Below are 20,187 nucleotides of genomic sequence, written 5' to 3'. Positions count from 1 at the left end.
ACATAAAAAAGACATGCTGTACTATTACACAGACACAAACTGTATTATATGTTTTATAATAACCTTCTCTTTTTTTATGTCTGCACATCTCCTATCTTGCCACAAATAAACGAATTTTTAAAACAATAACCTTTTGTAATTTTTACTTGAATCATGTCGAAACTCTTTCTTTATTTCAGAAAACCTTCCTTTTCAGCCAAAAAAAAAAAAGACCTGTAAACTTCACAGGCCTTCTTATTTATCCTCGCTATTTTTCACCTTTAACTTCGTTTTATTATAAAAATCCTCTTTGGCTTTGTTATAGTCAGCTGTTAATGTGTTAAACGTTTCTTTTTTCTTTTCAACTTCTTTATAAGTAGCGTTGATCGAAGCGATTTGTGTTTCAAGATTCTCTAATTTCACATTGTCTTTCTCAAAGAGCGTATATAGCTGACGATCTAATTCAATGGAATGAAGATAGGCATCATGTAAGGACTGGTAGGCCTTATAACGCTTCTTCATTAACGAAGATAGTTCAAGCGCCTCTTCTTTTGCTTTGCCATCTTCTAGCTTTTGGATCTTTGGCTCTGTCGCTTCAAACTGTTTTTGCGAAGCGCTGATGCTTTTTTCTTCTTTTTGTAATTTACTTTCACGCTCATCTAATAACTGCTGCGCTTTTTGTGCTTTATTTTTTATTTTCTTTTTATCTTTAATCCCTAGCTCAATAATTTGGTCGTATATCGCATTTTCTTGCTGTTCTAAATCAGCTAACGGTTTTTGCTGATCAGCAAATTGCTTTTCTTGTGCTACCACTTTTTCTAATCCATTGTATACCTCAAGCTCAGGCGATGAGCCCTCTGCACAGCCTGCTAGTGACATAGCAGCAATGCCGATAACTATATATCTTCCGACGCATTTCATATCTGGTAAATCCTCCCTTATTCATGGGCCATTATACAATTTTTGTAGGAAATTAGCAATTTATCTACACCCTTTTTCCACCTTTTAATATATTATACTAACCCAATCATGAAAAAAAGGGAGTTTATTACTTTTTACCTTGGGATTGATAACTACGGGAGGTTACATTATGTTGGGTTATGGTGGATATGGCTGTGGCGGTTCTAATAAAGGTTTTGTGTTATTAATCGTACTGTTCATTTTATTAGTTATTATCGGCTGCAGCTGTGGCGGCTGGTAATTATACAATAAAAGCGGCTAACGGTCGCTTTTATTTTTTCTTATGCATGTTTTTCCATATGTGTGATACATATAATTAGTGGAAACATTTATGTGGTCAAGGTCGAGGTAATGACTTTTTTATACGGATTTGGTACACTTTATACCTATAAAATAGCCTAGGGAGATGTGAAAGTTGATTACAATGAACGATATTATTCAAGACGGACACCCAACGCTGCGAGAAGTAGCAAAAGAAGTACCGTTACCTGCTTCTGAAGAAGATAAAAAGATTTTACATAGCTTATTAGAATATGTAAAAAACAGCCAAGATCCTGAAATTGCTGCTAAATATGGACTGCGATCTGGTATCGGGCTTGCCGCTCCTCAAATTAATGTATCAAAACGAATGATTGGGGTACACGTTACGGATGAAAAAGGCAAGCTATACAGCTATGCATTATTTAACCCTAAGATCATTAGCCACTCAGTAGAAAAGACATACCTTACAGGCGGTGAAGGCTGCTTGTCTGTCGATCAAGATATCCCAGGATTTGTTCCTCGATATGCACGTATCACAGTAAAAGGCACAACGCTTGAAGGCGAAGAAGTGAAAATTCGTTTGAAAGGCCTTCCTGCTGTCGTATTTCAGCACGAAATTGATCATTTAGACGGAATTATGTTTTATGATTACATTAACAAAGAAAATCCATTTCAAGAACCTGAAAATGCTTTTCCATATGAACGCTAAAAAACGCGAGCTAAAGCTCGCGTTTTTCTTATTTTAATAATCCTACTAGCTCTAATCCGTGAAGAATACCATCTTCTGCTACATCTTTTGTAACAAGGTTAGCAACTTCTTTCACGACTTCTTCCGCATTTCCCATCGCTACGCCATTTCCGGCAAATTCCAGCATTTCGATATCGTTTAAGCCGTCTCCGAATGCATATACATCTTTTCTGTCAAAGCCAAGCTTTTCAATCATGGTCTCAATTCCTCGCGCTTTTGATCCACCTTTTGGCAGAACATCAGTTGAAAATTCATGCCAGCGAATAAAGTCAAATTTCTTAAATTTTTCTTCATAAGGAGCTTCTTCTCCCGCTGTACAGAATAAGAGGGATTGATAAATTTCACGCCCTTTGAAATAAGTAGGATCGTGGTGAGGGTGGGTAAATCCAATTTTCAGCGTGCTGATGCTGGATTCGATATAATCATGAAATTCAATGTTTGATTTCATATCTTCATGATCCATGTATACGACAGGGTGATCATGCTCAACAGCAAAAGCTGTTAAATCTTGAAGCTCTTCTTTATTTAAAGGGTTTTTGTAAAGAACTTCTCCATTTAAAACAATGTACTGACCATTAAAGCTAATATATGTTTGAATATCCAACTCTTCACGCAGATCTTTAAACATAAAAGGAGCCCTTCCAGTTGCAATTGCCACTTCATGCCCCTGTTCTTTTAACAGCTGGACAGCTTTTTTTGTAGAAGCAGGCAGTTTTTTATCATGATCCAATAACGTTCCATCAATATCAAAAAAAATAATCTTTCGTTCCACGTTTATCACCTTATTTTTTATAATTTTTTATCTCTTTGTTAAGCCTTTCCAATTATATCAAACAAGCGCTCGTTTCTCTATAAATGGACGGTTCAATTTACATTTTTTCCATATTTAACCACGAGAAACCTCTCCCTTTTCATCATATAATAAAAGTACAGAGAGAGACAGGCAGGTATCGCAAAAAAAACAAAGGAGCTGAAAAATCATGTTAAAAGATTTTCGAAAAAGGCTGCTAAAACGCTGGAATGAATTATTGCGTAAAAAAACGATGGCATAATCGATTTTTTTAGGGCTTTCTGTTGTAAAATTTGCAGAGTGTGTGTCTGCATCGTACAATGGAATAGCCCTTATTTTTTATACGCCCGGAAAATATAGTCTTGTATCCGTTTCCTATTAATATTATTCTATAATTAATTGACTTGTTATATTTAGATGACTAAAATGTAGTGAAAGCAAGTTTCTTTAGAAAATACATGAAATACATACACATTTTATAATATAATAAAATAAGTTATTTGAATTTCGGAATTAAGGAGAGATTTTTGTTATGATTTTTAAAGTTTATTTTCAAGAAAAACTGAATGAAGTAGCTGTACGTGAAAATACAAAAACAGTGTATGTGAACGCAGATTCTGAGCGTGACGTTCGTAAAAAGCTAAAAGCGCGTTCAATTAATATTGAGTTTGTTCAAGCAGTGACTGGAGACTATCTAGAATATGAACAACAGCATGAAGATTTTAAAGTATTGGAGATATGATGAAAATGAAATTTGTAAAAAATAATCAAACGGCAGTTTTCGCCCTAGGTGGACTAGGCGAGATCGGTAAAAATACGTATGCCGTACAGTTTCAAGATGAAATTATTCTTATTGATGCAGGAATTAAATTCCCTGAAGATGAGCTTTTAGGAATTGACTACGTTATTCCTGACTACAGTTATCTGGTAAAAAATGCAGATAAAATCCGTGGCCTTTTCGTTACACATGGTCATGAAGATCACATCGGCGGAATTCCTTACTTATTAAGAGAATTAAACATTCCTATTTATGCAGGGAAATTAGCCCTTGGGCTTCTTCGCAACAAATTAGACGAGCATGGGTTGCTTCGCACAGCTCAGCTTCATGAAATTACTGAAGATGACGTAATTAAATTCCGTAAAACATCGGTAACGTTCTTCCGCACAACTCACAGTATTCCTGATTCTTACGGAATTGTGGTAAAAACACCAAACGGACAAATCGTACATACAGGAGATTTCAAGTTTGATTTTACACCCGTGGGCGAACCGGCTAACTTAACAAAAATGGCTGAAATCGGTAAAGAAGGCGTTCTATGCTTGCTTTCAGACAGTACAAACAGTGAAATTCCTAACTTTACGATGTCTGAGCGCCGCGTAGGTGACAGCATTCATGACATTTTCCGTAAAGTAGACGGCCGTATTATTTTTGCAACGTTTGCTTCAAATATTCACCGCTTACAGCAAGTAGTGGAAGCAGCCGTATTGCATAACCGTAAAGTTGCTGTATTCGGACGCAGTATGGAAGCAGCTATTGAGATTGGCCAACAGCTTGGATATATTTCATGTCCAAAAGATACGTTCATTGAGCCTTCTCAAATTAACCGAATTCCAGCTAACCGCGTGACTATTTTATGTACAGGCAGCCAAGGTGAACCGATGGCAGCGCTATCTAGAATTGCAAACGGCACTCACCGCCAAATTCAAATTATCCCTGGAGATACGGTTGTATTCTCATCTTCACCTATTCCAGGAAATACAGTAAGTGTTAGCAAAACAATTGATATGCTATTCCGTGCAGGAGCAGAGGTTATTCACGGTGCTCTAAACGATATCCATACTTCTGGACACGGCGGACAGGAAGAGCAAAAATTAATGCTTCGTTTGATGAAACCAAAATACTTTATGCCAATTCACGGTGAGTATCGCATGCAGAAGATGCACATCAAACTTGCAACAGACTGTGGAGTTCCTGAAGAAAACTGCTTCATTATGGATAATGGAGAGGTGCTAGCTTTAAGCGACAGCGAAGCTTCAGTAGCTGGAAAAATCCCTTCAGGCTCTGTATATATTGACGGAAGCGGAATTGGTGACATTGGAAATATCGTACTTCGTGACCGCCGCATCTTATCTGAAGAAGGTCTTGTTATTGTCGTTGTAAGCATCAATATGAAAGACTTCAAGATCGCTGCTGGTCCAGACATTATCTCTCGTGGTTTTGTTTATATGCGCGAATCTGGTGACTTAATTAATGATGCACAATCTCTTATTACAAAACACTTGAACAAAGTGATGGAACGTCGTACGTCACAATGGTCTGAGATTAAAAATGAAATTACAGACACATTGGCTCCATTCCTTTACGAAAAAACAAAGCGCCGTCCAATGATTTTACCAATCATTATGGAGGTTTAATACAAGAAAAAGAGCAGATGCAATTGCATCTGCTCTTTTTTATTAAGCACTGGCAAATTTATTTTCGAAGCGGTTGATATCTGCATCTGCTCCAATAACAATCAACACGTCCCCTTCTTGAATCGTTTCGGACGCCTGAGGAGAAACGATGATATCTCGATCACGCTTAATGGCTACAATGTTAATGCCATATTTCGCACGAATGTCTAACTCAATCAGCGTATTGCCAGCCATTCTTTTGCTCGCTACTAATTCGACAATGCTGTGTTCTTCAGATAGCTCTAAATAATCCAGCACGCTGTTTGAAATCATGTTATTGGCAATTCTTCGTCCCATATCTCGTTCGGGATGCACGATAAAATTGGCGCCAATTTTTGATAACACTTTGGCATGATAATCATTTTGCGCTTTTACCGTTATTTTTTCAACACCCAGCTCTTTTAAAATAAGGGTCGTCAAAATACTTGCCTGAATATTGTCACCAATAGCTACGATAACGTGATCAAAATTACGAATTCCTAAACTTTTTAGAACCCCTTCATCCATTGAATCGCCTACTACTGCATGCGAAGCAACATTAGCATACTCATTTACCTTTTCTTCATCAATATCAATCGCCAGAACTTCCATTCCTTGATCGCTTAATGTTTTACAAATACTTCCTCCAAATCTACCTAATCCGATGACTGCAAATTCTTTTTTCATTTGAATTCCTCCATTATGTACAGGAAAAAATCTGAACTACCGTTATTTTACCACAATTCTTTTGCATCAACCTCATTTTCCCGTTAACACTTATACCTCTTTACCATTTCTCACACTCATAGAAAAACAGAGAGTTTAGCTCCCTCTGTTTTTTAAGCTGTAGCATGGGTTTGAACAAGGTAATAATATACGCCTTTTTGCTGCATTAGTTCCCCGTGATTCCCTGTTTCAATAATGCTTCCATGATCTAATACAATGATGTTATCTGCCTCTCGTATAGTAGATAACCGATGAGCAATCATGATGGCAGTTCTGTTTTTTAACAGCGTTTTAAGCGCCTGTTGAATCTTCACTTCCGTTTCTGTATCAATGCTTGCTGTCGCTTCATCTAAAATGATAATACGAGGATCAGCCAACAGCGTTCGAGCAAATGAAATCAATTGACGCTCTCCCACGGATAAGACGTTCCCTCGTTCTTCTACTTCCGTATTATAGCCTTTTTTCAGACGCTTTATAAAACCTGCAGCCCCTACCGCTTCTGCGGCCTTAAACACTTCATCATCAGTAGCATCCGGTTTTCCAAACCGAATGTTTTCCATAATGGTTCCTGAAAAGATAAAGGTTTCTTGCAGCACAATACTAATTTGCGCTCGTAAACTCGCTAACGTAATATCTCGAATAGGCATATTATCAATTAAAATCTGCCCTTCGTTCACATCATAAAAACGGGTGATTAAATTAGCAATGGACGTTTTTCCAGATCCAGTATGCCCCACTAAAGCAACCGTCTGGCCTTCTTTTATGTCAATTGATACGTTGTTGAGAGCTTTCCGCTTCCCATCATAAGAAAATGAGACGTGTTTGAACTGGACTTTTCCCTTCATACCGTCTAAAGAGGTAGCGGTTTTCAAATCTGTGACGAGAGGTTTTTCATCTAGAAATTCAAAAATACGCTCGGATGAAGCCATTCCCATTAATAATTGATTATACACTTGCCCTAAACGAGAAATCGGTTCCCAAAACATTCCAAGATAAAAAGCAAATGATACAAAAATACCAATTGTTAGCCGTTCATCTTGAATAAGTGCGGCACCGAACCAAATTAAAATAGCCGTTCCGACAGCATTTGTGAGTTCTACAACCGGTCGAAACATGGCATTTTTTCGAGTAGCTTGCCTCCAGCTCTCGTAATTTTCACTGTTTATGCGATCAAAAAACAGCATATTTTCTTGTTCTTGAGCAAATGATTGAGTGACGCGAATGCCTTGAATACTCTCATTTAAATGTGAATTTAATACTGACTGCTTCATACGAACAACTTGCCATGACCGACGAATTTTTCTTCTCAGCTTTGTGGAAATCAAGAACATAATCGGTAAAATGACTAAAACAGCACATGTCAAAGCAGGACTGAGAGAAAATAAGATAACTACAATCCCAACTAACAATAAGAGGTCCATAAACAGGTTAACTACCCCGTTGGTAAATAAATCTTGAAGAGAGTTAATATCATTCATAATCCTTACAAGAATAGAGCCTCCTGAACGCGTATCAAAAAACCGGTGCGACAGACCTTGAACATGCGTAAATAAATGTTTTCTTAAATCATATATAACGTGCTGCCCGAGTTGGTTCATCCATTTAATTCGAAAAACATTCGAAATATAAGAGAGGACATACAAGCTAAAGATTATGAAAACTAACTGCATGAGCAGCGTGCTATTCTTATCTTTTACAGCGTGATCAAGCGTATAGACACCTATCAAAATAGGAATAGCAAGTCTAATGACCGTCGTGATAATGACCATAAGAAACGAGAAAGGAAGCAAATTTTTTCGATATGGATGAAGGTAACGAAACAAGCGGGCCATTTGCTTCCAGTTAAACATCTTGTCAATGATTTGATCTGTTTGATAATAAAAGCGCTCTCGCACAACTTTATTTTTTTCGGCTTCCATTCTATTCCTCCCTTGTTATACGTTCATCACCGACGTATTGCTTTCATATTGAATGTCATAAATATTTTTATAAATCCCTTGCTTTTGAATGAGCGTTTCATGGCTTCCTCTCTCTTTTATTTGACCCTCATGTAAAACCAAAATTTCATCGGCATGTCGCAAAGAAGAAAGGCGGTGTGCGATAATAAACGTCGTACGATTTTTCATCACTTCTTTTAAAGCCAATTGAATTTCTCTTTCTGTTTTCATATCAACGGCACTCGTCGCATCATCTAATACTAAGATGCTCGGGTTTAAGATAAGCGCTCGTGCAATCGCAATGCGCTGCTTTTGTCCTCCTGATAACCCCAGTCCTCTCTCTCCCAGCATCGTGTCATACCCATCTGGAAGCTCCATAATAAAATCATGCGCCTGCGCTCGTTTTGCAGCATCAATAATGTCTTCTCTAGAAATACCCGGCACGCCATAAGAGATGTTGGTTCCTATGCTGCTTGAGAACAAAAACGTTTCTTGAAGTACAAAGCCAATTTCTTTCCGAAGAACAGAGAGCGGATACTCTTTAATCGGACGATGGTTAACTAAGATTTGTCCTGAAGTCGGTTCGTAAAACCTCGTAAGCAGCTGTGTTAAGCTTGTTTTGCCGGCTCCAGTTGCTCCAATTAAACCTACGACTTTTCCTTTAGAAGCAGAAAATGATATGTTCTCAAGCGACTTTTTTTCTTCGTTTGGATAGGATAAGCTAACATGTTGAAACTCGACCGTTCCATTAATAGAGAAACTTCCGGCATGCTCATGGACTTTTTCTTCTTCTTCTAAAATTTCTAGCAGCCTTTCACCTGAAGCTTTAGACTGTGAAAACATATTGATAACAAACCCTAGATTCATAATAGGCCACATTAAATAAGAGGTTAAGCTAAAGAAAGCAACAAGCTCCCCCGGACGTACGCTTCCGTTCATAACAAGCGCTCCTCCATACGCAAGGAGACCAACAATAGATAAGTTTCCTATAAACTCCATTAAAGGGAAATAAGTTGCCCACACATTCGCGGTTTCAATGTTTCGATGTTTATAAACTCCGTTGGAGTCGTTAAATTTAGAGGTTTGAAATTTTTCTCTTGATAATGACTTGACCGTTTGTATGCCGCTTATATTTTCCTGAACATTTGTATTAAGTTCCCCAAACGATTGGCGAATTAAGCGAAACGCTGGATGAACACGTTTATCAAAACGATAAACAGCTACCCCCAAAAATGGCAGCAGGCAGATTGTGACCAGAGTGAGTGAAATAGAGTAGTAGAACATAACGGAAAAGCTGGCAGTAAGTAAAATAACGAAGCGAATTAATTCTGAGAAGCCAAAAGATAGAAAAAAACGAAATCCTTCTACATCAGCTGTCAACCTGGACATCAAGTCCCCTGTTTTAGCATTGTCATAGTAAGAAAACGGTAAATACTGAAGTTTGCGGTAAAGTTTATTGCGAAGAGTATACACGGACTTAATTCCAAATAAGTCGCCGTAATATTGCTGAATATATGTAAAGATTCCTTTGACAATCATCAGCCCAATAAAAATAAATGCTACATTATCGACTAGCTGATATTGTTTTCCTAACACAATATGATCAATCGTATATTGCAACACAATAGGGTAAATCACAGTGATGGAGGTGACAAATAACAAACAAATAGCAGAATAAAAAAAGTACATTCGGTACGGCAAATAAAAATCTTTTAGTTTTTTAAACGTTTCCATATACCCCGTCCTTCCTTTAGCTAAAATGTGCCACACATATTTAAATATATCGGTTCCCGAAATAAATTACCATAATTTTTAGATATTTTTTCAAAAAAAGGTAAATAGTCATAAAAAAGAGGCTGGGATATAACTAAATGAATTCAATCTAAAGACGAACAAATGGAATACATTAGTTGAACTGCTAGAAAGATCTAAACAGACGAAACTATGCACCATAACAAAAAAACGAACCACTAATCAAACATGTTGATCAATGGTTCGTTTTTCACTTCGTCTAAAATACGTTTATCCCAGCTTCTTTTTTTATTGTTTTTCTACTGCGTGTCCGCCGAACTCATTACGAAGAGCGGCAACTACTTTACCTGTAAACGTATCGTCTTCAAGTGAGCGATAGCGCATCATTAAAGATAAAGCAATAACTGGCGTTGGCACTTGTAAATCTAATGCTGATTCTACTGTCCACTTGCCTTCTCCAGAAGAGTTCATTACTCCTCGAATCCCCTCAAGTTTTGCATCTTTTGAAAATGCACGTTCCATTAATTCGATTAACCATGAGCGAATAACAGAGCCATTATTCCATACGCGAGCTACGGCTTCATAGTCATAGTCAAATTCACTTTTCTCTAACACATCAAAACCTTCAGCAATTGCTTGCATCATGCCGTACTCAATTCCGTTATGAACCATTTTCAAGAAGTGGCCGCTTCCTGCTGCACCTGAATAAAGATAGCCGTTTTCTACGTTGATGTCGCGGAAAATAGGTTCGATTGTAGCAAATGCTTCTTTATCTCCCCCAATCATCATACAAGCGCCGTTTCGGGCACCTTCCATTCCGCCGCTTGTTCCAACATCAAAGTAGTGAATTCCTTTTTCAGCAGAAGCTGCAGCACGTCGTACAGAATCTTTATACTTGGAATTACCGCCTTCAATAATCATATCTCCTTCTTCAAGCAGTTCTTGGAGCTCAGAAATTACTTTTTCCGTGAGCTCTCCAGCCGGAACCATGACCCAAGCAATGCGTGGTTTTTCTAATTTGCTCACTAATTCTTTAATGGAAGAAGCGCCTTCTGCTCCCTTTTCTGATACTTTCTGTACGGCTTCGTTGTTCACATCGAATGCTACTACAGAATGATTATGATCTAGTAAATTCAATACTAAGTTTGCTCCCATTTTCCCTAAGCCAATCATACCTAATTTCATATGTAAATTACCTCCAATAGTAAGTTTCGTATCATGTTGTTAGTGTTAGTATGGTGTAAACTCACAAGAAAAAATCCACATTTTTATATTTCCTTTATCAGTTACTTCCTACACACAAAAAAGAAAAACATTCGATGCAAGTTCTACTAAGCATCGAATGCTTTTCACCTGTTACAACTGCCTGTATTTATTCGTTCTCGCCTAATACACGATTCACGCGCTTTTCAAGCATTTTCATACCGCTTCCACCAGCTTGGAAGTGGCGTAGCTGACCTGTTTTGTCAAATACATAATATGCCGGTACATATTGATTTTCAAATGCATCCGTCAATTTATGCTCACTGTCTACAAAAATTGGCTGCGTAATATCATGTTCTGCTGCTACTTCTTTAATTTTTGATAAGTTTAAATCATCTTCAGAGCGCGGCATATGAACGGCTACTACGTTTAATTGATCTTTGTATTGGTCGCGAAATTCATTTACTTGAGGCATTGCTTCTTTACATAAATGACAGCTTACTGACCAAAAATGAATAAGCGTTGGCTTTTCGCCAATTAGCTGCTCTTTTGTAACCTCTCCGTTTAACCATTCTGTAGCGCCCGTTAACTCAGGCATTGGCTGACGTAATTTCATGAATAAAAGCCTCCCTTATTTTCACTATTATTGACTATATGTTCTTTATTATCCGATGAAAAAAAGGCCTAACGTGGACGTTAGACCTTTTAAACGTTGTGCTTACGCGTTTAAAGTAGCTTGACCTGGTTTCCAGTTAGCTGGGCAAAGTCCGCCAGTTTGTAACGCTTGAAGAACACGTAAAGTTTCATCAACGTCACGGCCAATATTGTTGTGGTTTACAACTGAATATTGTAATTCGCCTTCTGGGCTGATGATGAATAAACCGCGAAGTGCTACACCTTCTTCTTCAATTAAAACGCCGTACTCACGAGAAACAACGTGATTTGTATCAGCTGCTAATGGATATTTAAGATCACCTAAACCATTATCTTTACGATCAGTGTTGATCCAAGCTAAGTGTGTATGGATTGTGTCTGTAGAAACACCGATTACTTCTGCGTCAAGATCTTCAAACTCATCATAACGGTCAGAAAGTGCAGTGATTTCTGTTGGACATACAAATGTAAAGTCCATTGGATAGAAGAATAATACTGTCCATTTGTCATTTTTAATATTTTCTTCTAAGCTAACTTTACCGAATTCTTTGTTTGATAATACAGCTTCCATTTCAAAGCGTGGAGCTTGTTTACCTACCATACGTTCTGGCATACATGATCCCTCCAAATAATTATTAAATGAGAAAATGTATAAAACATTCTCACTTATGTACTGTTATAACGGTTTTCATTATAATGGATATTGTTTTTTTAGTCAATATTAATTAAGAATGAATTTAAACAACATCTTATAATGGTAACATAGTTGTTATGCCCGCCTTTAGGGCAAATTAAACCCTGACTTCAGCAAAAAAATGCTATAAAAGGGTTGCATTTATTTACCTTCTCAGTTTAGCATGTCTAATATCGGGAATAAACAAATGTGCTCATACTCTTACAAAATCTTTTCCACAGAATACATTCCCACTTAGTAATATTGAAACAGAACATAGGAAGGATGAACAACGAATGTTTAAGATGCAAGACATCAACTGGGAACAGCTTCTTACCAATGCCGGAGTGATTGTGTTAAAACTTATTGCCATTACTATCGTCTTTTTACTTGTACGAGCAATTGGTAAAAAAGTTATTGAGCGTTCCTTTGAAAAAATGAGTGAGCGCGAAAATACTACGCGCGGACGCATGCTCACACTCAAAAGTTTAACCGTTAATGTGTTTTCATATGTACTTATCTTCATTTTTGTCGTTATGCTGCTTGAAGCAGTAAATATCCATGCCACAGCTCTATTAGCTGGTGCCGGAGTTGTGGGTCTAGCAATCGGGTTCGGTGCTCAAGGACTGGTTAGCGACGTTGTAACAGGTTTCTTTTTACTTCTTGAAAAACAGCTGGATGTTGACGACTATGTAACAACCGGAAGTTTTTCAGGAATTGTCGAATCAGTAGGTCTTCGTACTACTCAAATTCGCGGATTTGATGGAACTTTGCACTATGTGCCTAACCGTGAAATTACAAGCTTAAGCAATCATTCCCGAGGCAATATGCGCGCGTTGATTGATATTGGCATTTCGTATGATGATGATATTGACAAAGCAATTTCCGTACTAGAAAAAGTATGCGAGCGCGTTGCTGCAACAAATGAAAACATTGTAGAAGGACCAAGCGTGATAGGAGTTCAAGGTTTAGGCGCATCGGACGTTGTGCTTCGTGTAGTGGGCAAAGCTAAAAACGGTGAACAGTGGGGGGTTGAACGTCAGCTTCGCAAAGAGTTTAAAGAAGCGTTTGACGCAACCGGTATTGATATTCCGTTCCCTCATCAAGTAAATATTGATAAAAAGCAGCCTGAAGATGCCAAGCAGCCTCAGCATGCATAAAAAATAGCCGAAGGATTTATTCCTTCGGCTTTCTTTTATCCTTGTACCTTGTTGCCTACTTGCTGACAAATTTCTTCTGCCGTTAATCCGCTAGCTGTAATAACTGAGCCTTGCGTTACTGCATCAGAAATCCCCATTACGTTTGAATCCTGTCCTGTTACAACACAGCAATCGCACCCTTGTGCATCACTTTCGTTGCGTAATTGTACCACTTCATGTCCGAGCTGCTGAAGTGCAGCCTGTACATCTGTTAAACCGTATTCTACACCAATTCGTGCCATCGTTGCCCACCTCCTCATGGTATTAATTTAGCCATAAGGAAAAATGATTATACGATTTATTGATTGCCTTTATGTTCAAAATATTTTGTAATAAGTGAAATCGCAGTATCTATTGCGCCTTCATGAGGCTGCAGCTTTGCATGATGAAGACCATATTCAGACTGAACACCAAGCCAAAACATAAATCCAGGAATATCTTTTAGCATATAGCCAAAATCTTCTCCTGTCATTGCTTCTTTGCACTCAATCACATCCAAGTCCGTTTGCGCTTTGGCAAATTCCATAAACTCTCGTGTGACTTCATGGTGATTATATACTTGATGATACATACAACCATAATCAATGGCTGTTTCACACTGATACCCTACTTCTACTCCTTTAACAATCGCTTCAATTCGTTCTTTAACACGCGTCATTGATTCAGGAGATAGCGTGCGAATGGTTCCTTCTATGCGAGCTCGCTCCGCAATAATATTTTGAACCGTCCCGCCTTGAATTTTCCCTACTGTAATTACAGCGCTGTCTAGCGGATCAACGTTGCGAGCAACAATAGTTTGAAGCTGTGAAACGAGCTGACATGCAGCAACTACCATATCATTTGTTGTATGTGGATAAGCAGCATGGCCGCCTTTTCCTTTTAAATCAATAAATAGCTCAGACGTGTTAGCAAATAGTAACCCTTCCTTCAGTGCAATCGACCCAACCGGATATTCAGGCGCTACGTGAAGGGCGAAGATGAAATCTGGAAGCCATTCTTTCATGATATCGCTTTGGAGCATCGGCTGTGCTCCTCCTGGACCTTCTTCTGCAGGTTGAAAGATGAACAATACATGATCTTTTATTTCATGCTGAGCAAAGTAAGTCAGTACGCCTAGCCCAATGGCCATATGCATATCATGTCCGCAGGCATGCATGAGTCCTTCATGCTGTGATTGAAAAGAATAATTCGTTTCTTCCGTGATAGGAAGACCGTCAATATCTGCTCGGTAACCTATTGTTTTAGTTGGGTTTGTACCATGTACTTTAACAAAGAGTCCTGTTTTCCACGTCTTTACTTCTAAGCGCTCTTGCGGAAGAGTGTTAATATAATCAAGCAAAAAACGCTGTGTTTTCACCTCTTGAAACCCTAATTCAGGAATTTTATGTAGCTCTCTTCTTATTTTCACAAATTCATTTTCAGCCATGTGTATGTCCTCCTCACGAAATAAAGAAGAAAGCGTGGTTGCCCACGCTTCCAACTTGTCCATATGATACGTTTAAGGATTCAGTATCCCAATCGCTAAAACCTATTAATTCAACAAAGAAAAAGCGTAAACTGATCGTTTTTCTTATTCTTCGTTTAATTGACGCAATTCTTGCTTGATTTCTGTTTTAGACTTTGTTTTTTCGTCAATTTCTTTAATAACGCGAGCCGGCGTACCTGCTACTACTGTGTAAGGAGCTACATCTTCTACCACAATTGCACCTGCAGCAACTACGGCACCTTTACCTACTGTTACACCTTCAAGAACAACAGCATTAGCACCGATTACTACATCATCTTCTACTACAACTGGTTTTGCAGAAGGTGGCTCAATAACACCAGCTAATACAGAACCTGCGCCGATGTGACAGTTTTTACCTACTGTCGCACGACCACCAAGTACTACGTTCATGTCGATCATTGTTCCTTCACCGATTACAGAGCCGATGTTAATAGATGCCCCCATCATAATAACAGCGTTGTCGCCGATTTCAACTTGATCGCGAATAATAGCGCCTGGCTCAATACGAGCTTTAATTCCTTTCATATCTAATAAAGGAATCGCAGAGTTGCGGCGATCGTTTTCAATTACGTAGTCTTCAATTTTTCCTTCGTTTGCTTCAATAGCAGCTTTGATTTCTTTCCATTCACCAAATACTACACCTGTGTTTCCCGTTACGAATGTTTTAGAAGATGAACCAAAGTCAATTCCTTCTACTTCACCTTTTACGTAAACTTTTACTGGTGTTGATTTTGTGCTGTTTTGAATAAATGAGATAATCTCATTAGCATCCATCATTTTCATTATGTATTCCTCCTAAGTAAGCAATGTCTCATTTAATGTAACAAAATGCTTTCACAATGACAAGCATCATTATCGTTTTAATAAAAAGATAACGATTGCAAATAAAAAAAGCGAGCATCTAGGCTCGCTTTATACCGTTTCTGTTACATATTCACGTACAATATCAACAAATGCTCGAACTTGCTTCAGTTTAAACGCTGATTCATATCCAACTAAAGAAGTGTCTCGCGTAATTGGCTCTCCATTTGCTTTCAGAAGCGGCGTCCGGTGAATATGGCTTCCAGCTTCTTTAATAGCAATCGATGGTAAAATAGCGAAGCCAAGACCATTTAAAGCCATTTGCTTACACGTCTCAATCTGATCCACTACAATCGTACGCTTCGGTGTAGTATGAAACTCTCGATGCCACCATTCTAAAATTTCTTGATAATACGTTGAGTCACTTTTAAATTGAATAAATGGTCGATGAGTATTTACTACTTCCGCTGCCCTTTCAATTTCTGAATCAACTAGGTAAAGAGGATCTGTAAACAAATGTTCTTTGACACCTTTCCAATCCGGATTTCCGCGTATGATTCCAATATGTACCTCATCTTCGTACAGATAGCGAAGCATTTCACTGCTCCAGCCGGTTACAAGAGAGATTTTAGCATGTGGGTAGCGATCCATATAGCGTTTTAGCACCGCCGGCAGCCAGTGCTGTCCAATAATCGAAGCCACCGCTAATTTGAGTGTACCATATACTTCATTATCTAAATGATGCAAGTCCTCACGAACCCGATCTTCTTTTTCTACTACTTCTTTTGCAAATTGAACAATCTTTTCTCCAGCAGGCGTTAATGACAGTCCTTTTTGCGAACGAATGAAGATTTGTGTATCCCATGCTTTTTCAATGGTTTGCAGCCTCTGTGATAAAGCTGGTTGCGATACAAATAATCTCTCTGCAGCTTTTCTCATATTTAATTCTTGAGCTAATACAACGAGCATTCGACATTCTATTAATTGCATTCAGTTATTCCTTTCAAGCCTCTTTTTACTTTCATTTTACCTTTATCATATAAGAAAAAAACGGAGAAAGATAGGCTGAAACACGATTTCTTAAAAAAATTATTGAAATGACTCTTTCGGGAGAATGATGGACTGCCTTCTTAATGATTTTAACAAATTTCTTCGTGTTAAAATCCCTTCAAAAATGCCATCTTCATTCTCTACGCACAAAAAAGGATGGTTAATCATGGCATTTATGACTTTTAATACGGATTTTTTCATGGAGACGCGAGGAACATTTTGATTCATAACTTCTTCTACTTTCATGGTTTCTAATCGTTCAAATTCAATGCGCTTTAATCCTAAAATCGAATCTAAAATAAGCGTCATGCTCACGAACCCCTGCAGCTGAAACCTTGGATTTAATACGGGAATGGACGTATATCCAGTCTTTGTTAACACAAGCAAAGCATGTTCTAAATTATTTCCCACTTGAACATGAGCAACTTTATCAGAAGTGACAAGCAGATCTCGAAGTTCAATTTGATTTAACTGATTGTGATCAATATCAATCATTTATACATTCTCCTTCCATTTCTCATAACTTCCACGTGTGTAAAGAGAAAAAGAACAAGCTACAAAATGAAAATAGCTTGCTTACGTAAATGCGAACCTTTAAGAGGGAATAGAAGCAGACACACTCAATGTTTTCCCTTATATGTTAAGTCTAGATTTTTTTAAAACAAGTGTCAACGAAAGTTCATAATTATCTGATTTTTTTTATTTTGATTTTTTTACGGCATTCGACCCATTCCTTCCATTTATCAGAAAATCCGCTATCACTTTGTCGATATTTCTCGGGAAAATAGGGCAGAAGCCACCGCAAAAACTCCATACGCAGTAACAAAAAAATGCCGCAAAGTATAAAATCCTTTGCGGCATTCGTTTTGCTTTATCCCTTAATGAATAAGTTCAAAAATTTCAATTGCAATCATATCAACGTTATCGAATTGATAAACGGCTGGCTTTTCACCATCTTGATATACTTCAAGTTCGTATGTTTCAGTTTTTGCATGATATTTCACGCTGCAAATTCTTTTTCCCTCTACTTCGAAGAAGCGTTGTGGCGCTTCACTTCCACTTGCTTGCTCACGGAGATTCACAAGACGAGTTAAAATACCTTGTAATTGTGACATATAATCTCTCCTTTCACCTATTACATCATTACGCATTCGACTTTTCTACAATATCAATTCAAATAAAACCTTTATCTAAACTAATACTTAAAAGACACCATTTCACTATATGCCACATACTAAAAAAACACAAGTACTTTACGTGATTTTTCATAAGAAAATGCCTTATTATAGCGATATATGTCGTTTTTTATTATAATAACATAGCGATATACTATGTATCATACAAAACTTCATTCTACTTTAACACTATTCATTTTAATATAGGGAGGTGCTTTCATTGAGATCTATAGAGTTGTACACACAACCAGCTTGCCCACCTTGCGAAATTGTTAAACAGTTTTTACAGCATCATCACGTTTCCTATAAAGAATTTGACGTATCTAAAGATGCTTCTGCTCGAAAACGAATGACTACTGAGTTGGAGTCTTATTCCACTCCGACCATTCGTGTTGACCAGGAAATCATCAGAGGATTTGACCTTCAAGCGCTTGAGAAGCTTCTTAACATCGGGTAACAGAAACACTCAAAATAAGCTTTCCTCAGCTATTTTGAGTGTTTCTTACTATATATAAACTTTTGCACTTTCCATTTCCCTTGTTTTTTTACTAACGTGATCATTTCGTAATGATCTTGGTATTTTACCCGTTCATTATGCACAGCGGGAAAAAATTGATAGACATAAGCTTTGTTTTGGTTGGAATGAAGAGCTACCTTTGTCTGTTCATCGAAAGAAAAGAAAGGGATATAGTGTGTTAAATATTCAGGTCCCTCTCCGACATACCCTTGAGCTTTTTGTAAGAGAGCCTCATTAAAAAACACAGATGCATACTCATCATCTAAAAACAATTTCAGCTCGCGAACAGCGTCTGGGTTAGCATGGGCAGACGCAGCTCTTAGCTGAGCCTGATAAGCGTCCTGCAAAATTATAAAGATTTCATGCCTAGTCTCTCCTGATACTTCTGCATGAACAGATTTTCCTGAGTGCAAGACAATCAGCAAAAAGACAAGTAAGCATATTTTCTTCAAATTAAATCAGCTCCTTAACTTCTTTTTTATTAGAATTCCGAAAATTCCCCTGCCTATGCATATCCCTACAACCGACTGTCGTTCTCCTCTAAAAAAACATAAAAAACCGGCAACCACTTTTGCTGGTTGCCGGTTTAACTTTAACTTATTTATTCTCTACAAAACGTCTCTTTCGTATAAAAAAGAATATGAAATATCAAGGAATATATAGTGCATATTATCAATCGGATACGAAAAAGTCCGGATATTCTCACCTGTTTCAATATCATTATACAAATCTGATAATATGCCTTTTTTTTCATAGCTCATTCGAATAATATTCTCAAGAAAATATGGGCGCCAGCTCCAATTTTTCTTTACATATTCAGGTTCAAGAATCCAATCCTCGTTTTTCTTTACATAGTTAGAAGACTTTTGAAATCCGTTTTCATCGCAGATGTAAAGGCGAAAACACACGTTGGATAGTTCTTCTGCAATAACAGGCAGCATATCGTCATACGTTTCTAGCTTTCTGCACTTTGTCATTACCTGCTGCATTTTATCTTGAAAGCGTTCTGTCAGCTGGTAAACAGCAAGCAGCTTTTTCTTTTCGTGAGCGATATACATTTCAAAACGTTCCTTTAGTTTATCCTTTAAGATGTTCGGATCGACAAGTTCAGCAGCCGGCTTATGTAAATAATAACCTTGAAAATACCTGCCTCCGTTTCTCCATGCATATTGCAGCTGATAGGAGGCTTCTATATCTTCGTATAGAAGCGTAGCACCCATTTTTCTTGCTAACAGAGATAAAGAATACAATACGTCTTGATACGACTGCGCCATGTCCGTTTGTCTCAGAATATGTAAATCTACTTTTAAGATATCTGGTGAAAGCAACCCAATCCTGTCTAGATTACTACTTTCTTTTCCTATATTATCAATTGCAATCTTAATACCATATGTTTGATAATACTTTAGTAAGTGTTGAAGTGATTCCAAATCTCCACTAAAATTGTGTTCTGTAATTTCGAGAACAATTCGATCAAGCGATAATCCTTTATTTTCGAAAAGTTGCAATAATTCCAGCAAGGATTCTCCATGATCGTTCATTAATAAATTAGGGTTCTGATTAATAAAAATTAAAAATTGTTCTTCCTGGGTCAACATATGCTCGAGCGCTTGCGTTAAAACAGCATAATCAACTTCTATGCGATATTCATCCGGAATCGCATCATCATGAAAGAATGGGCCGAGACTTTCAATTTCCCCTTCATTTTGAAACCTCGCCAACACTTCATAGCCAATTACTCTATGTCCATCTGCACTAAAAATTGCTTGATAATACGGAAGAGTTTTCTCTATGTTTGTTAATACATCTAACGGGTCCACTC

Annotated in this window: 22 protein-coding genes; 6 read left to right on the top strand and 16 right to left on the bottom strand. The window is 37.7% G+C overall.

Annotated elements, in window-relative coordinates; all coding sequences use genetic code 11:
- Positions 1-234: 234 nt before the first annotated feature.
- On the bottom strand, positions 235-900 hold the full coding sequence (locus tag LJC66_RS06425; RefSeq protein WP_164797425.1) for a YkyA family protein: 666 nt from the start codon (positions 898-900) through the stop codon (positions 235-237).
- Positions 901-1,069: 169 nt separating this feature from the next.
- Here LJC66_RS06425 and LJC66_RS06420 point away from each other — a divergent pair, with 169 nt between their 5' ends.
- A complete protein-coding gene (locus LJC66_RS06420) occupies positions 1,070-1,180 on the top strand; it encodes a YjcZ family sporulation protein (protein WP_016763434.1) in 111 nt (36 codons plus the stop codon).
- Between the two features lie 174 nt (positions 1,181-1,354).
- Positions 1,355-1,909, top strand: a complete 555-nt coding sequence (def, locus tag LJC66_RS06415) for a peptide deformylase (protein ID WP_013056051.1) — start codon at positions 1,355-1,357, stop codon at positions 1,907-1,909.
- Positions 1,910-1,937: 28 nt separating this feature from the next.
- Here the strand turns inward: def and LJC66_RS06410 are convergent, their stop codons facing one another.
- Positions 1,938-2,720 carry a Cof-type HAD-IIB family hydrolase gene (locus LJC66_RS06410; protein WP_230932076.1) on the bottom strand — a complete coding sequence of 261 codons (783 nt, stop codon included), beginning with the start codon at positions 2,718-2,720 and terminating at the stop codon, positions 1,938-1,940.
- Positions 2,721-3,270: 550 nt separating this feature from the next.
- On the opposite strand from LJC66_RS06410, the gene LJC66_RS06405 reads away from it, so the two are divergent.
- Together LJC66_RS06405 and rnjA are read left to right on the top strand one after the other, a co-directional pair.
- Positions 3,271-3,480: a DNA-dependent RNA polymerase subunit epsilon gene (locus LJC66_RS06405; protein ID WP_116515471.1), complete on the top strand. Its 210-nt coding sequence runs from the start codon at positions 3,271-3,273 to the stop codon at positions 3,478-3,480.
- A 5-nt stretch (positions 3,481-3,485) separates the two neighbouring features.
- A complete protein-coding gene (gene rnjA / locus LJC66_RS06400) occupies positions 3,486-5,153 on the top strand; it encodes a ribonuclease J1 (protein ID WP_013056048.1) in 1,668 nt (555 codons plus the stop codon).
- 42 nt (positions 5,154-5,195) lie between these two features.
- On the opposite strand, the gene LJC66_RS06395 is transcribed toward rnjA, so the two are convergent.
- From LJC66_RS06395 to LJC66_RS06370, 6 genes are all read right to left on the bottom strand, one after another.
- Positions 5,196-5,858 carry a potassium channel family protein gene (locus tag LJC66_RS06395; protein WP_013056047.1) on the bottom strand — a complete coding sequence of 221 codons (663 nt, stop codon included), beginning with the start codon at positions 5,856-5,858 and terminating at the stop codon, positions 5,196-5,198.
- Positions 5,859-6,010: 152 nt separating this feature from the next.
- Entirely contained in the window at positions 6,011-7,816 is a 1,806-nt protein-coding gene (locus tag LJC66_RS06390) for an ABC transporter ATP-binding protein (RefSeq protein ID WP_230932075.1), read from the bottom strand.
- A 15-nt stretch (positions 7,817-7,831) separates the two neighbouring features.
- Positions 7,832-9,568 (bottom strand): ABC transporter ATP-binding protein, encoded by a 1,737-nt coding sequence (locus tag LJC66_RS06385; RefSeq protein WP_230932074.1) that lies wholly within the window; start codon positions 9,566-9,568, stop codon positions 7,832-7,834.
- Positions 9,569-9,874: 306 nt separating this feature from the next.
- Complete coding sequence (gene gnd, locus LJC66_RS06380) at positions 9,875-10,771, bottom strand: phosphogluconate dehydrogenase (NAD(+)-dependent, decarboxylating) (RefSeq protein ID WP_230932073.1); 897 nt, start codon at positions 10,769-10,771, stop codon at positions 9,875-9,877.
- 187 nt (positions 10,772-10,958) lie between these two features.
- Positions 10,959-11,405: a TlpA family protein disulfide reductase gene (locus LJC66_RS06375; RefSeq protein ID WP_230932072.1), complete on the bottom strand. Its 447-nt coding sequence runs from the start codon at positions 11,403-11,405 to the stop codon at positions 10,959-10,961.
- A 102-nt stretch (positions 11,406-11,507) separates the two neighbouring features.
- On the bottom strand, positions 11,508-12,056 hold the full coding sequence (locus LJC66_RS06370) for a peroxiredoxin (protein WP_014461006.1): 549 nt from the start codon (positions 12,054-12,056) through the stop codon (positions 11,508-11,510).
- Between the two features lie 356 nt (positions 12,057-12,412).
- Here LJC66_RS06370 and LJC66_RS06365 point away from each other — a divergent pair, with 356 nt between their 5' ends.
- Positions 12,413-13,276: a mechanosensitive ion channel family protein gene (locus LJC66_RS06365; RefSeq protein ID WP_050689393.1), complete on the top strand. Its 864-nt coding sequence runs from the start codon at positions 12,413-12,415 to the stop codon at positions 13,274-13,276.
- 35 nt (positions 13,277-13,311) lie between these two features.
- On the opposite strand, the gene LJC66_RS06360 is transcribed toward LJC66_RS06365, so the two are convergent.
- The 6 genes from LJC66_RS06360 to LJC66_RS06335 form a co-directional block, all read right to left on the bottom strand.
- Positions 13,312-13,557: a YkuS family protein gene (locus tag LJC66_RS06360; RefSeq protein ID WP_013056040.1), complete on the bottom strand. Its 246-nt coding sequence runs from the start codon at positions 13,555-13,557 to the stop codon at positions 13,312-13,314.
- Between the two features lie 56 nt (positions 13,558-13,613).
- Complete coding sequence (locus LJC66_RS06355) at positions 13,614-14,741, bottom strand: N-acetyldiaminopimelate deacetylase (RefSeq protein ID WP_230932071.1); 1,128 nt, start codon at positions 14,739-14,741, stop codon at positions 13,614-13,616.
- A 144-nt stretch (positions 14,742-14,885) separates the two neighbouring features.
- Entirely contained in the window at positions 14,886-15,605 is a 720-nt protein-coding gene (gene dapD, locus LJC66_RS06350) for a 2,3,4,5-tetrahydropyridine-2,6-dicarboxylate N-acetyltransferase (protein ID WP_013082280.1), read from the bottom strand.
- Positions 15,606-15,734: 129 nt separating this feature from the next.
- Complete coding sequence (locus tag LJC66_RS06345) at positions 15,735-16,613, bottom strand: transcriptional regulator CcpC (RefSeq protein ID WP_230932070.1); 879 nt, start codon at positions 16,611-16,613, stop codon at positions 15,735-15,737.
- Between the two features lie 99 nt (positions 16,614-16,712).
- Positions 16,713-17,168, bottom strand: a complete 456-nt coding sequence (gene cbpB, locus LJC66_RS06340; RefSeq protein WP_013056036.1) for a cyclic-di-AMP-binding protein CbpB — start codon at positions 17,166-17,168, stop codon at positions 16,713-16,715.
- A 383-nt stretch (positions 17,169-17,551) separates the two neighbouring features.
- The gene (locus LJC66_RS06335) at positions 17,552-17,788 is read right to left on the bottom strand and encodes a YkuJ family protein (RefSeq protein ID WP_013056035.1); all 237 of its coding nucleotides are present in this window, start codon (positions 17,786-17,788) and stop codon (positions 17,552-17,554) included.
- Positions 17,789-18,068: 280 nt separating this feature from the next.
- Between LJC66_RS06335 and LJC66_RS06330 the strand changes: the two genes are divergently transcribed.
- Positions 18,069-18,305 (top strand): glutaredoxin domain-containing protein, encoded by a 237-nt coding sequence (locus tag LJC66_RS06330; RefSeq protein ID WP_013056034.1) that lies wholly within the window; start codon positions 18,069-18,071, stop codon positions 18,303-18,305.
- Positions 18,306-18,334: 29 nt separating this feature from the next.
- On the opposite strand, the gene LJC66_RS06325 is transcribed toward LJC66_RS06330, so the two are convergent.
- Together LJC66_RS06325 and LJC66_RS06320 are read right to left on the bottom strand one after the other, a co-directional pair.
- On the bottom strand, positions 18,335-18,817 hold the full coding sequence (locus LJC66_RS06325; protein WP_230932069.1) for a DUF3993 domain-containing protein: 483 nt from the start codon (positions 18,815-18,817) through the stop codon (positions 18,335-18,337).
- A 156-nt stretch (positions 18,818-18,973) separates the two neighbouring features.
- Positions 18,974-20,185 (bottom strand): EAL domain-containing protein, encoded by a 1,212-nt coding sequence (locus LJC66_RS06320; RefSeq protein ID WP_013056032.1) that lies wholly within the window; start codon positions 20,183-20,185, stop codon positions 18,974-18,976.
- Positions 20,186-20,187: the final 2 nt, after the last annotated feature.

It is taken from the genome of Priestia sp. TSO9, assembly GCF_021029645.1.
GTDB lineage: Bacteria > Bacillota > Bacilli > Bacillales > Bacillaceae_H > Priestia > Priestia megaterium_E.
The sequence above is the reverse complement of the archived record's forward strand: the minus strand, read 5'-3'. Positions and strand labels throughout refer to the sequence as shown.